Raw genomic sequence first — 12,552 nt, forward strand, 5'->3', positions numbered from 1 at the left:
GCGCACACGAACGCGGCGCCGCGACGGGGGTCCGTCGCGACGCCGCGTGCGTCGATGCGTGGTGCCTGCTCAGCCGACCTGGCTGGCGACCTTCGCGAGGACGCCGTTCACGAACGGGCCCGAGCGGTCGGTCGAGAGCTCGCCGGCGAGGTGCACGGCCTCGGAGATCGCGACCTCCTGCGGCACGGCCGGGTTGTGCGCGAGCTCCCATGCGCCGACGCGCAGGATCGCGAGGTCGATGCGCGCCATGCGCTCGAGCGACCAGTGCTCGCTCGACTGCTCGACGAGCTCGTCGAGCTCGTCGGCGTGGTGGGCGACGCCCGTCACGAGCTCCTCGCAGTACGCGAACCACGGATGCTTCGCCCAGCCCTGGTCGAGGGCCGTGACGCGGAGCAGCTCGAGGGCGTCGCCGTCGCGCACGATGGCGCTGTAGCCGACCTCGACCGCGTGCTTGCGAGCCTTGCGACGGGAGGGGTAGACCTGCTGCGCCACGTCAGTCGGTGACGCGACCGAGGTACGAGCCGTCAGCCGTGTTGATCTTCACGCGCGTGCCCTGCTCGACGAAGAGCGGCACCTGGATCTCGGCGCCGGTCTCGACCGTCGCGGGCTTCGTGCCCGCGCTCGAACGGTCGCCCTGGAGGCCGGGCTCCGTGTACGTGATCTCGAGCACGACCGAGCCGGGCAGCTCGACCTGGAGCGCCTCCGACTCGTGCATCGTGATCTGCGCCGTCGCGCCGTCGAGCAGGAACTTCGCAGCGTCGCCGACGATCTCGGGGCTCACCTGGAACTGCTCGTACGTGTCGTTGTCCATGAACACGAAGTCGGTGCCGTCGTTGTACAGGAACTGGTAGTCGCGGCGGTCGACCGTCGCGAAGTCCATCTTCGTGCCCGCGTTGAACGTCTTGTCGACGACCTTGAGGCTGCGCACGTTGCGGAGCTTCGTGCGCACGAACGCGCCCCCCTTGCCGGGCTTGACGTGCTGGAACTCGATCACGCTCCAGAGCTGCCCGTCGATGCTGAGCACCGCGCCGTTCTTGATGTCGTTCGTCGTCGCCATGTGTCCCTCGAAAGTGGAAGTCGTCGCGGCCCTTTGGGGGCCGACAGAGCATCCTAGCCGACGGGATGCGGCACGGCCGGGAGCCTCAGGCCGCGCGAGCGAGGATCGCGAGGGCCGCGAGGCGGTAGCCGTCGATGCCGAAGCCTGCGATGACGCCGGTCGCGACGCCCGAGATCGTCGACGTGTGGCGGAACGTCTCGCGCGTGTGCGGGTTCGTGATGTGCACCTCGACGAGCGGGATGCCCGCCTTCGTCACCATGGCGCACGCATCGCGCAGCGCGTACGAGTAGTGGGTGAACGCCGCCGGGTTGAGCACGACGGGCGTGGCCGTGTCGACGGCCTCGTGGATCCAGTGCACGAGCTCGGCCTCGGAGTCCGTCTGACGCAGGTCGACCTCGACGTCGGGTCCGATCGACGCGACGACGCGCTCGACCTCGTCGAGACCCGCGGAGCCGTAGACGTCGGGCTCGCGGGAGCCGAGCCTGCCGAGGTTGGGGCCGTTGAGCACGAGGATGCGCATGGTCACGAGCCTATGCGTCAGTCCGCGAGCGACTGGTACGCCGTGAAGAGCATCGAGTCGTCGGGGCCCTCGAGCACGCGCGGGCGGGCGACGTCGTCGAGCACGATGAAGCGCAGCATCGCGCCGCGCGCCTTCTTGTCTCGCCGCATCGTCGCGAGCAGCGTCTGCCAGCGACCGATCGGGTACGTCGTGGGCAGCTCGAGCGACTCGAGGATCGCGCGGTGACGATCGACGACCGACTCGGGCAGGCGGCCCGCGAGGCGGCCGAGCTCGGCGGCGAACATGAGGCCGATCGCCACGGCAGCGCCGTGGCGCCAGCGGTAGCGCTCGGTGTGCTCGATCGCGTGGCCGAGCGTGTGGCCGTAGTTGAGGATCTCGCGCAGGCCCTGCTCGGTGAAGTCCTCGGCGACGACGTCGGCCTTCACCTGGATCGAGCGCGCGATGATCTCGGCGAACTCGGGCGTCGTCGGGTCGGTCGCAACATCGAGGTGCTCCTCGAGCAGCGTCAGGATGGCCGGGTCGGCGATGAAGCCCGCCTTCACGATCTCGGCGAAGCCCGTGAGCAGCTCGTTGCGCGGCAGCGTGTCGAGCAGCGCGAGGTCGCACACGACGCGCGCCGGGTGGTGGAAGGCGCCGACGAGGTTCTTGCCCTGCTCGGTGTTGATGCCCGTCTTGCCGCCCACGGCCGCGTCGACCATGCCGAGCACGCTCGAGGGGGCGAGCACGACGCCGACGCCGCGCAGCCACGTCGCCGCGACGAAGCCCGCGAGGTCGGTGACGGCGCCGCCGCCGAGCCCCACGACCATGTCGGTGCGGGTGAAGTCGGCCTGGCCCATGATCTGCCACAGGAACTGCGCGACCTCGATGCGCTTCGCCGCCTCGGCGTCGGGAACCTCGGCGAGCAGCACGTGGTCGCCCAGCTCGGCCTTGAGCGCATCCGCCTGCCTCGCCATCGCCGGCTGGTGCACGACGAGCACCTGCGCGGCGCCCGCGACGGCCTCGGCGATCTGCGGCAGCAGGATGTCCCGGCCGACGACGACGTCGTAGGGGCGCTCGGTGCGGACGGGGATGACGGTGGTCACGGCTTGGCCTCCAGCCAGGTGGCGATCTCGGCGACGATGTCGCTCATCTTGCGGCGCGACGCGTCGACCTCGAGGTCGGCGAGCGCGCGGTACGTGGGCTCGCGCTCGGCGAGGATGCGACGCCACGCGTCGATGCCGCCGTCGGAGAGCAGGGGGCGGGCGGAGCCGGCGATGCGCCGCTCTGCCTGCCGGTCGTCGATCATGAGCAGCACGACGTGCGCATCGGCGAGGCGCTCCTGGGTCGCGGCAGCGAGCGGTGCTCCCCCGCCGAGCGACACGACGGCGTCGTCGACGAGCGCCGCAGCGACCGTCTCGGCCTCGATGGCGCGGAACGCCGGCTCGCCCCGAGCCTCGAAGAGGTCGGCGATCGGCCCGTGCGCACGCACGATCTCGCGGTCGGTGTCGACGAACGTCGCGCCGAGGTGGCTCGCGAGCTTGCGGCCGACGCTCGACTTGCCCGCCGCCATCGGCCCGATGAGCGCGACGGGTCTCACGCGGTCGTGACCAGCGTCTCGGGGATCGCGGCGAGGTAGGCCTCGAGGTTGCGGCGCACCTCGGCGACCGAGTCGCCCCCGAGCTTCTCGATCATGGCGTCGGCGAGCACGAGCGCGACCATGGCCTCGGCGACGACGCCCGAGGCGGGCACGGCGCACACGTCGCTGCGCTGGTGATGCGCCTGCGCAGCCTCGCCCGTCGTCGTGTCGATCGTGCGCAGCGCGCGCGGCACGGTCGCGATGGGCTTCATGCCGGCGCGCACGCGCAGCACGGTGCCCGTCGACATGCCGCCCTCGGTGCCGCCTGCGCGGTCGGTGAGGCGCTCGATGCCGTCGGCGCCGGGCACGAGCTCGTCGTGCGCGACGGAGCCGCGACGACGGGTCGTCTCGAAGCCGTCGCCGACCTCGACGCCCTTGATGGCCTGGATGCCCATGAGCGCGCCGGCGAGGCGCGCGTCGAGGCGGCGGTCCCAGTGCACGTACGAGCCGAGCCCCGGCGGGAGGCCGTAGGCGCACACCTCGACGACGCCGCCGAGCGTGTCGCCCGCCGACTTCGCGTCGTCGACCTCGGCGAGCATGCGCGCGCTCGTCTCGGGGTCGTGGCAGCGCAGCGGATCGGCGTCGAGCGCATCCACGTCGTCGGGCGACGGGATGGGTGCGCCGTCGGGCACGCGCACGGGCCCGATCGCGAGCGTGTGGCTCACGAGGCGCACGCCGAGCTCGCCGAGGAACGCCTTCGCGACCGCGCCGAGCGCGACGCGTGCGGCCGTCTCACGGGCCGAGGCGCGCTCGAGCACGGGACGGGCCTCGTCGAAGCCGTACTTCTGCATGCCGACGAGGTCGGCGTGGCCGGGACGCGGTCGCGTGAGCGCCGCCGCACGGGCGCCCGTGGGCGCCTCGTCGAGCGGCGCGGGGCTCATGACGTCGGTCCACTTCGGCCACTCGGTGTTGCCGATGCGCAGCGCGACGGGCGACCCCATCGAGCGGCCGTGGCGCACGCCGCCCGAGATCGAGAGCGCATCCTGCTCGAACTTCATGCGCGCGCCGCGACCGGCGCCGAGCTTGCGGCGCTGCAGGTCGGCCTGGATGGCCTCTGCCGTCACGGGCACGTCGGCGGGGAGTCCCTCGAGGATCGCGAGGAGCTCGGGGCCATGGCTCTCGCCTGCGGTCAGCCATCGAAGCATGGGATCCATCCTTCCATCCCCCGCGGGCGTCGACGCGCACGCACGCGTCGCGCGGGCGTCAGGCGGCGGCGACCATGGCCGCCCAGACCTCGCCCTCGCGGTCGACGGGCGTCTCGGGGTCGCCGTGCACGAAGATGCGCACCTGCCGCAGCGCCTGATGCAGCAGCATCGCGAGCCCCGGCACGAGCGGCGCGACGCCCTCGTAGCGGCTCGCACCCGAGGCGTAGTCGGCGTCGAGGATCGCGCGCGGGCCCGCGAGCGCGGGCGCCGCAGCCGCCTCGGCCGGCAGCGTGCTCACGACGACGTCGCCGACGAGCGGCGGCGCGTCGGGGCCGACGAGGTGCACCGCGACGCCGAGCTCGGCGCCGAGCGTCACGAGCCGCTCGCCCTTCGCGGGCGTGCGGAGCCAGGCGTCGACGCGGATGGCGCCCATGGCGGCGAGCGCGCACACGGCCGAGACCGCCGTCGCTCCCCCGCCCACGATCGCGCCGCGGTCGACGCCGTCGACGCCCACCTCGGCGAACGCGTCGACGATGCCGGCGACGTCGGTGTTCCATGCGGCGCGCAGGTCGACGCGCAACGTGTTCGCCGCACCCGTGCGCGTCACGAGCGGGTCGACGTCGCGCGCCCACGCGGCCGCGGCCTCCTTGAGCGGCGCCGTCACCGACAGGCCGCGCCACTCGGGGCCGAGACCGTCGACGAAGCCCGCGACGGCATCCGCCGTCAGCCGCTCGCGCCCGTACGCCCAGTCGAGCCCGAGCACGGCGTAGGCGGCCGCGTGGATGCGCGGCGACCGCGAGTGCTCGATGGGATCGCCGATCACAGCCAGTCGCATCGAGCACCCTTCCATCCGGCACACGCTGCACGTGTGCCCGTCGACCGGCTTCCGAGCACCGCGAGCCGCGTCATGCGCGGCCCCGCATCAGCTGCCGTACTCGGGGTTCTCGCGCAGCCACGCCTGGAACAGCAGCACGGCCTGGTTGTGCTCCGCGAGCGTGTTCGAGAACACGGTCTCGCCCGTCGACGGGTCGATCGTGACGAAGTAGAGCCAGTCGCCCTCGGCCGGCGCGAGCACCGCATCGATCGCGGCGTCGCCGGGAGCCCCGATCGGTCCGATCGGCAGCCCAGCGTGCACGTACGTGTTGTACGGGTTGCCGGCGTCGCCGCGCTCCTCGTCGGTCGTCGTGATGACGCCGAAGTCGCCGATGCCGTAGTGCACCGTCGCATCGGACTGCATGAGCATGCCGATGTCGAGGCGGTTCTGGAACACGCGCGCGACCTGCGGGAAGTTCGCGACCGGTCCGCCCTCGCGCTCGACGAGCGACGCGAACGTGACCACGGTCTGCCACTGGTCCTCGGGCACGCCGCGCTCGGTCATCGCCTGCCGCATGCGATCGACCATCGTCTGGAGGATCTGCTGCGGCGACTCGCTGCCGTCGAACGTGTACGTGGCAGGGAACAGCCAGCCCTCGAGCGACGAGCCCGTGACGCCGTAGACGCTCGGGTCGCTCGCGGCCTGCACGATGTCGGCCTCGGGGATGCCGGTCTGCTCGGCGAGGCGCGCGTAGACCTGCTGGATGACGAAGCCCTCAGGGATCGTCACCTGGAGCACGACGCGGCTCGCCTCGTCCTGCAGCGCGTCGAGCGCCGCCTGCGACGACATCTCGAGCGCGAGGCGGTAGGAGCCCGGCTGGAAGCCGATGCTCGGGTCGGCCACGAGGAGCGCATAGAACGCCTCCTGGTCGGCGATGACGCCCTCCTCCTCGAGCATCGTCGCGACCTGCGCGCCCGTCCAGCCCGACTCGATGCGCACGACGACCTCGCCGGAGCCCGCACCCGAGAAGTCCTCGGGCTCGGAGAAGCGATCCATGATCGCGGGGCCGAACGCGAGCCAGCCGCCGCCGAAGACGGCCGCGAGGATCGCGACGAGCGCCACGATGATGACGATGCCACCGCGCTTGCCGCTGCGCTGGCGCTTGGGCTTGGCGGACTTCGCGGGTCGCGTCGTCGTGGCCTTCGGCGCACGCTCGCGCGGCGCCTCGGTCGCGGCGGCGCTCGTCGCGGTCGCCCAGGGCGTCTGCGACGTGGAGGCGCCGACGGCGTCGGCGATCGCCTCGATGCCGAGCGCGTCGTCGGGCTGCACGGATGCGACGGGCTCGGCCGGGCGCGACGTCGGCGGCTCGTGCCTGGGCAGGTCGGGCTCGGGCGCGTCGGGGGTCGGCGTGCCGAAGATGTCCTCGAACGTGGGCTCGGGGGCGGGCGGCGTCGGCGGCACGACCGGCTGCTGCACCGTCGGCGGGTCCTGGCGCGCTGGCGTCTGCCGCACGGGCTCGGGCGTCGGCGCCGAGGGCGCGGGCGCCACGGGCTCGCTCGTCGCAGGCTCAGGCGCCGAGGGCGTCGGCGGCACGGTCGGCAACGGCGGCGTCGGCGGCACGGCAGGAGTGTCCGGCGGCAGCGCAGCGTCGTCGAACGGCTGCTCGCTGCCCGGCTCGGGCATGCCCGGCGGTCTCCCCCGACGTCCCATCAGTCCTCCTCGTGGTCCACCATCATGCCGGGAACGCGCCCCGCGCGCTCGGCGTCGAGCGCGTGCTGCAGGATCACGACGGCTGCTGCCTGGTCGATCACGGCCCTCTGGCGACGCGTCGAGCGCCCCGCCTGGCGCATGGCCGACTGCGCCGTCACGGTCGACAGCCGCTCGTCGACGAGCCGCACGGGCGCGACGGTCGCGAGGGCCGCCGCCACGTCGCGCGCGTCCTGCGTGCTGGGGGTGTCGCCGCCCGAGAGCGACAGCGGCAGGCCCACGACCAGCTCGACGACGTCGAGCTCGGCGACGAGCTCGCCGACGCGGCGCACGACGCCGTCGACGTCGACCCGCTGGATCGTCTCGACCGGCGTCGCGAGCAGCCCGTCGCGGTCCGACCGTGCGACGCCGACGCGGACCCTGCCCACGTCGACGCCCAGGCGGACGCCCTGCCGCATCAGGCGAGGCCCTCCGCGATCGCACGCAGCGCCTCGGGCATGCGTGCGGCATCCGTGCCGCCGCCCTGCGCCATGTCGGGCTTGCCGCCGCCACCGCCGCCGAGCACGGCCGAGGCCGCCTTCGCGAGGGGGCCGGCCTGCACGCCTGCGTCGCGCGCCGCCTGGTTCGTCGCCACGACGACGACGGGCTTGTCGCCCACCGTCGCGCCGAGCGCGACCGTCGCGGCGTCGGCGCCGAGGCGCTCGCGCACCTGCAGCGCGAGCGAGCGCACGTCGTCGGCCGATGCGAGCGTGCCGAGGTCGGCCGCGACGAGCCGCGAGCGACCCTCGCGCGACGCGGACTGCGCGAGCTCGGGCACGCGCAGCGCGAGGCGCTGCGCCTCGAACTCGGCGACCTTGCGCTCGGCGACCTTCAGCGACGCGACGAGGTCGTCGATGCGCGCCGGCAGCTGGTCCTTCGGCGTCTTGAGGCTCTGCGAGATCGACTGCACGAGCGCGCGCTCCGCGGCGAGCTCGCGGAACGCGTCCTGGCCGACGATCGCCTCGATGCGGCGGTTCGTCGCACCGACGCTCGACTCGCCCGTGATGGCGACGAGGCCGATCTGGCCCGACGACGCGACGTGCGTGCCCGCGCAGAGCTCGCGCGACCACGGGCCGCCGATGTCGACCATGCGCACGGTGTCGCCGTACTTCTCGCCGAAGAGCGCCATCGCGCCCGCCTCGCGCGCCTCGTCGAGGCCCATGATGCGCGTCTCGACCGCGAGGTCGTCGGCGATCGCCGACGAGGCGATCTCCTCGAGCTCCGAGCGCGTGTCGGCGCTCAGCGGGTTCGACCACGAGAAGTCGAGGCGCATGTAGCCGGCCTTGTTGTACGAGCCCGACTGGTGCGCGTCCTGGCCGAGCACCTGGCGCAGCGCCGCGTGGATGACGTGGGTCGCCGAGTGCGCCTGCGTCGCACCGCGGCGGTAGGCGACGTCGACGATCGAGTGCGCGCGGTCGCCGATGCCGACCTCTCCCGAGACGATCGTGACGGTGTGGCTCGTGAGGCCCGGCACGGGGCGCTGCACGTCGACGACGTCGGCCTCGAACGCGTCGCCCACGAGGCGGCCCTGGTCGGAGTCCTGGCCGCCCGACTCCGCGTAGAGCGCCGTGGCGGTGAGCATGAGCTCGACGGTCTCGCCCGCGGCGGCGCGCTGCACGCTGACGCCGTCCTTGAGGATGCCCACGACGGCGCCGTCGGCCTCGAGCTCCTCGTAGCCGAGGAAGGCCGTCTCGCCCGCCGCGCGGAACTCGCCGTAGACCGACTTGTCGGCGAGCGCGCCGCGCTTCGCCTTCGCATCCGCCTTCGCGCGCGAGCGCTGCTCGCCCATGAGGCGGTCGAACGCGGCGCGGTCGACCGTGAGGCCCTGCTCCTCGGCGATCTCGAGCGTGAGGTCGATGGGGAAGCCGTACGTGTCGTGCAGCAGGAAGGCGGTGTCGCCGGCGAGCTGCACGCGGCCATCGCCCTTCGTCGTCTCGAGCGCGCCGTCGAGCACGGACGAGCCGGCCTCGAGCGTCTTGAGGAAGGTCTCCTCCTCGGCGAACGCGAAGCGCGACAGGCGCGACCACTCGGTGCCGAGCTCGGGGTACGAGGCCTGCATCGCGTCGCGCGACGCGGCGAAGAGCGTCGGGAACGTCGGCTGGTGCACGCCGAGCAGGCGCATGGCGCGGATGGCGCGGCGCATGAGGCGGCGCAGGATGTAGCCGCGACCCTCGTTGCCGGGCGTCACGCCGTCGGAGAGCAGCATGAGCGACGAGCGCACGTGGTCGGCGACGACGCGCATGCGCACGTCGTCCTCGTGGTCGGCGCCGTACTCGCGGCCCGACAGCTGCGCCGCGAGGTCGAGCACGGGACGCACCTGGTCGATCTCGTACATGTTCTCGACGCCCTGCTTGAGGAACGCGATGCGCTCGAGGCCCATGCCGGTGTCGATGTTCTTCGCGGGCAGGTCGCCGACGATGCGGAACTCCGTCTTCGACTTCACGTCGGTGATCTGGTCCTGCATGAAGACGAGGTTCCAGATCTCGACGTAGCGGTCGTCGTCGGTGGCGGGGCCGCCGTCGATGCCGTACGCGGGGCCGCGGTCGAAGAAGATCTCGGAGCAGGGGCCGGCGGGACCGGGCTGGCCCGTCGACCAGTAGTTCGTGTCGCGGCCGAGGCGCTGGATGCGCTCCTCGGGCAGGCCCGCGATCTCCTTCCAGAGCGCGACGGCCTCGTCGTCGGTCTCGAAGACCGTGACCCACAGGTCGTCGGGCGAGAAGCCGAGGTTGCCGTCGGCCTCCGAGCCGGTGAGGAACTCCCACGCGTACTCGATGGCGCCGCGCTTGAAGTAGTCGCCGAACGACCAGTTGCCCGTCATCTGGAAGAAGGTGCCGTGGCGCGGCGTGCGCCCGACCTCCTCGATGTCGTTCGTGCGGATGCACTTCTGCACGTCGGCCGCGCGCGGGTAGGGCGCGGGCTCCTGACCGGTGAGGTACGGGATGAACGGCACCATGCCGGCGATCGTGAACATGATCGTCGGGTCGTCGCTGACGAGCGACGCCGACGGCACGATGGTGTGGTCCTTGCGCTCGAAGAAGCGCAGGAAGCGGTCATGGATCTCGGCGGTCTGCATCTGGATCACGTCTCTCGATGCCCATGCGGGCGCTGCGGCCGCACGCAGGCGGCCGGGTCGTGCTGGTGAGGAGGGCGGCTACTCGCCGCGCAGCTCGCGGTCGCGGCTCGAGTAGCCGTCCTTGACGGCGTCGGTGAACTCGCGCACCCTCGCGTCGGCCGCGTCGAGGATCTCCTTGCCCTTGGGCGTCTGCTGCATGCGCGTGACGACGACGGCGCCGGCGATGGCACCGACGGCGAGCAGGGCGATGGTCCTCATGGCAGGTCTCTCCTCGTGGGAAGTGGACGGCCAGTCTATCGACGGCGCGCGCGGAGACGGACGAAGGCCGCCCGGGAGTCCCGGACGGCCTTCGTGCACCGTGCGATCAGCGCGCGGCGTAGTACTCGACGACGAGCTGCACGTCGCAGACGATGGGCACCTCGGCGCGCTTCGGGCGGCGCAGCAGCACGGCCTGGAGGCGGTCGAGGGTGACCTCGAGGTAGCCGGGGACCGGGGGCAGCACCTGGGCGTGACCGCCGGCCGCTGCGACCTGGAAGGGCTCCATGCCCTCGGAGCGCTCATGCACGCCGATGGTCTGGCCCTCCTTGACGCGGAACGAGGGGCGGTCGACGCGCTGGCCGTCGACGACGATGTGGCGGTGCACGACGAGCTGGCGAGCCTGCGCCATCGAACGGGCGAAGCCCGCGCGCAGCACGAGCGCGTCGAGACGCATCTCGAGCAGCTCGACGAGGTTCTCACCCGTCAGGCCGGCCTGGCGGCGGGCCTCGTTGAACGTGAGGCGCAGCTGCTTCTCGCGGATGCCGTACTGGGCGCGCAGACGCTGCTTCTCGCGGAGGCGGACGGCGTAGTCGCTGTCGGCCTTGCGCTTGGTGCGGCCGTGCTGGCCGGGGCCGTACGGACGCTTCTCGAGGTACTTGGCGGCCTTCGGGGTGAGGGCCACGCCGAGCGCACGCGACTTGCGCGTGATGCTGGTCTTGGTGGTCATGCGTTGCTTCCTTCGCATCGCGGCTGCGCGAGCAGCCAGCCGGTCTCCCGGCAAAAGGATGGGTGGATGGTCCGAGCGGACCGTCGTTCAGGCTACCAGAAGGTCGCGCCGCACCGCTCGCGGCGTCAGTCGCCGCGCAGGATGGCGCGGATGCGCTCGAGCCGCGCAGCGACCTCGCGCTCGTAGCCGTGCGCGCCCGGGTCGTAGTACACGGTGCCCACGAGCTCGTCGGGCAGGTACTGCTGCGTCGCGACGCCGTGCGGCGCGTCGTGCGCGTAGCGGTAGCCCTTGCCGTGGCCGAGGCGCTTGGCCCCCGGGTAGTGCGCGTCGCGCAGGTGCGTCGGCACGCGACCGAACGCACCGCGGCGCACGTCGGCGATCGCCGCATCCACGCCCTTGTACGAGCGGTTCGACTTCGGGGCGGTCGCGAGGTAGACGGTCGCCTCGGCGAGCGGGATGCGGCCCTCGGGCATGCCGATGAGCTGCACGGCCTGCGCGGCGGCGGTCGCGATGACGAGGCCCTGCGGGTCGGCCATGCCGACGTCCTCGGACGCGAGGATGATGAGGCGCCGCCCGATGAAGCGCGCGTCCTCCCCCGCCTCGATCATGCGGGCGAGCCAGTGCAGCGCGCCGTCGGGGTCGGAGCCGCGCACCGACTTGATGAAGGCGCTGATGACGTCGTAGTGCTCGTCGCCCTGCCGGTCGTAGCGCAGCAGCGCGGCGTCGACGCTCTCGGCGACGATCGCGTCGGTGACGACGGGCAGGACGTCGACGTCGAGGTCGGCGTCGACCTCGCTCTCGTCCCCGTCCTCGTCGTCCTCGGACTCCTCCGGTGCCGTCGCCGGCACCGCGAGCACGTGCGACCCCGACGCCTCGAGGATCGTGAGCGCGCGGCGGGCGTCGCCCGACGCGAGCCGCACGATCGACGCCCGCGCGGCGTCGTCGAGCACGACCCGGCCGCCGAAGCCCCGTGGGTCGGCGACGGCGCGATCGAGCAGACCGCCGAGCTCGTCGTCGGGCAGCTGCTCGAGCGTGAGCAGCAGCGAGCGCGACAGCAGCGGGCTGATGACGCTGAACGACGGGTTCTCGGTCGTCGCCGCGATGAGCGTGACCCAGCCGTTCTCGACGCCGGGCAGCAGCGCATCCTGCTGCGCCTTCGTGAAGCGGTGGATCTCGTCGAGGAACAGCACGGTCTGCGAGTCGTAGAGGTCGCGCGTCGAGAGGGCCTCCTCCATGACCTGACGCACGTCCTTCACGCCGGCCGTCACTGCGCTCAGCTCGACGAAGCGACGATCGCTCGACGCGGCGATCGCCTGCGCGATCGTCGTCTTGCCCGTGCCGGGAGGACCCCAGAGGATGACGGACTGCCCGCTCCGCGCACCAGGAGTCGCGAGCCTGCGCAACGGCGAGCCGTCGCGCAGCAGATGCCGCTGCCCCACGACCTCGTCGAGCGAGCGCGGTCGCATGCGCACCGCGAGCGGCGCGGTCGACGATCCGAGCCCCGCATTCGCCATGCCTCGATCGTAGGGCCGACCACCCACGCGCCCGCGCGAGCGCGCGTCCATGAGGCACAGGCGCACGCGTTACGCTCGTGCGA

Annotated in this window: 13 protein-coding genes; all 13 read right to left on the reverse strand. The window is 72.7% G+C overall.

The window, feature by feature from the left end:
- Positions 1–69 precede the first annotated feature (69 nt).
- On the reverse strand, positions 70–492 hold the full coding sequence (nusB, locus tag BLQ67_RS00345; RefSeq protein WP_092501475.1) for a transcription antitermination factor NusB: 423 nt from the start codon (positions 490–492) through the stop codon (positions 70–72).
- 1 nt (position 493) lies between these two features.
- Positions 494–1,057 (reverse strand): elongation factor P, encoded by a 564-nt coding sequence (gene efp, locus BLQ67_RS00350; protein ID WP_092501476.1) that lies wholly within the window; start codon positions 1,055–1,057, stop codon positions 494–496.
- 85 nt (positions 1,058–1,142) lie between these two features.
- On the reverse strand, positions 1,143–1,577 hold the full coding sequence (gene aroQ, locus BLQ67_RS00355) for a type II 3-dehydroquinate dehydratase (protein WP_092501477.1): 435 nt from the start codon (positions 1,575–1,577) through the stop codon (positions 1,143–1,145).
- A gap of 17 nt (positions 1,578–1,594) precedes the next feature.
- Positions 1,595–2,659: a 3-dehydroquinate synthase gene (gene aroB, locus BLQ67_RS00360; RefSeq protein WP_092501478.1), complete on the reverse strand. Its 1,065-nt coding sequence runs from the start codon at positions 2,657–2,659 to the stop codon at positions 1,595–1,597.
- Positions 2,656–3,153, reverse strand: coding sequence for a shikimate kinase (locus BLQ67_RS00365; RefSeq protein ID WP_231945106.1), 498 nt, complete (start codon positions 3,151–3,153; stop codon positions 2,656–2,658). The genes aroB and BLQ67_RS00365 overlap by 4 nt, the downstream gene beginning before the upstream one ends.
- Positions 3,150–4,337, reverse strand: coding sequence for a chorismate synthase (aroC, locus tag BLQ67_RS00370; protein ID WP_092501479.1), 1,188 nt, complete (start codon positions 4,335–4,337; stop codon positions 3,150–3,152). The genes BLQ67_RS00365 and aroC overlap by 4 nt, the downstream gene beginning before the upstream one ends.
- A gap of 58 nt (positions 4,338–4,395) precedes the next feature.
- A complete protein-coding gene (locus BLQ67_RS00375; protein WP_157674599.1) occupies positions 4,396–5,172 on the reverse strand; it encodes a shikimate dehydrogenase family protein in 777 nt (258 codons plus the stop codon).
- A gap of 87 nt (positions 5,173–5,259) precedes the next feature.
- Positions 5,260–6,834 carry an endolytic transglycosylase MltG gene (gene mltG, locus BLQ67_RS00380; RefSeq protein WP_157674600.1) on the reverse strand — a complete coding sequence of 525 codons (1,575 nt, stop codon included), beginning with the start codon at positions 6,832–6,834 and terminating at the stop codon, positions 5,260–5,262.
- A gap of 26 nt (positions 6,835–6,860) precedes the next feature.
- The gene (gene ruvX / locus BLQ67_RS00385; RefSeq protein ID WP_092501482.1) at positions 6,861–7,316 is read right to left on the reverse strand and encodes a Holliday junction resolvase RuvX; all 456 of its coding nucleotides are present in this window, start codon (positions 7,314–7,316) and stop codon (positions 6,861–6,863) included.
- Complete coding sequence (gene alaS / locus BLQ67_RS00390) at positions 7,316–9,970, reverse strand: alanine--tRNA ligase (protein ID WP_092506688.1); 2,655 nt, start codon at positions 9,968–9,970, stop codon at positions 7,316–7,318. The genes ruvX and alaS overlap by 1 nt, the downstream gene beginning before the upstream one ends.
- A 78-nt stretch (positions 9,971–10,048) precedes the next feature.
- Complete coding sequence (locus BLQ67_RS00395; protein ID WP_092501483.1) at positions 10,049–10,228, reverse strand: hypothetical protein; 180 nt, start codon at positions 10,226–10,228, stop codon at positions 10,049–10,051.
- A 106-nt stretch (positions 10,229–10,334) separates the two neighbouring features.
- A complete protein-coding gene (rpsD, locus tag BLQ67_RS00400; RefSeq protein ID WP_092501484.1) occupies positions 10,335–10,955 on the reverse strand; it encodes a 30S ribosomal protein S4 in 621 nt (206 codons plus the stop codon).
- 125 nt (positions 10,956–11,080) lie between these two features.
- Entirely contained in the window at positions 11,081–12,469 is a 1,389-nt protein-coding gene (locus BLQ67_RS00405; protein ID WP_092501485.1) for a replication-associated recombination protein A, read from the reverse strand.
- Positions 12,470–12,552 lie beyond the last annotated feature (83 nt).

This window comes from Agrococcus jejuensis (genome assembly GCF_900099705.1).
Taxonomy (GTDB): domain Bacteria; phylum Actinomycetota; class Actinomycetes; order Actinomycetales; family Microbacteriaceae; genus Agrococcus; species Agrococcus jejuensis.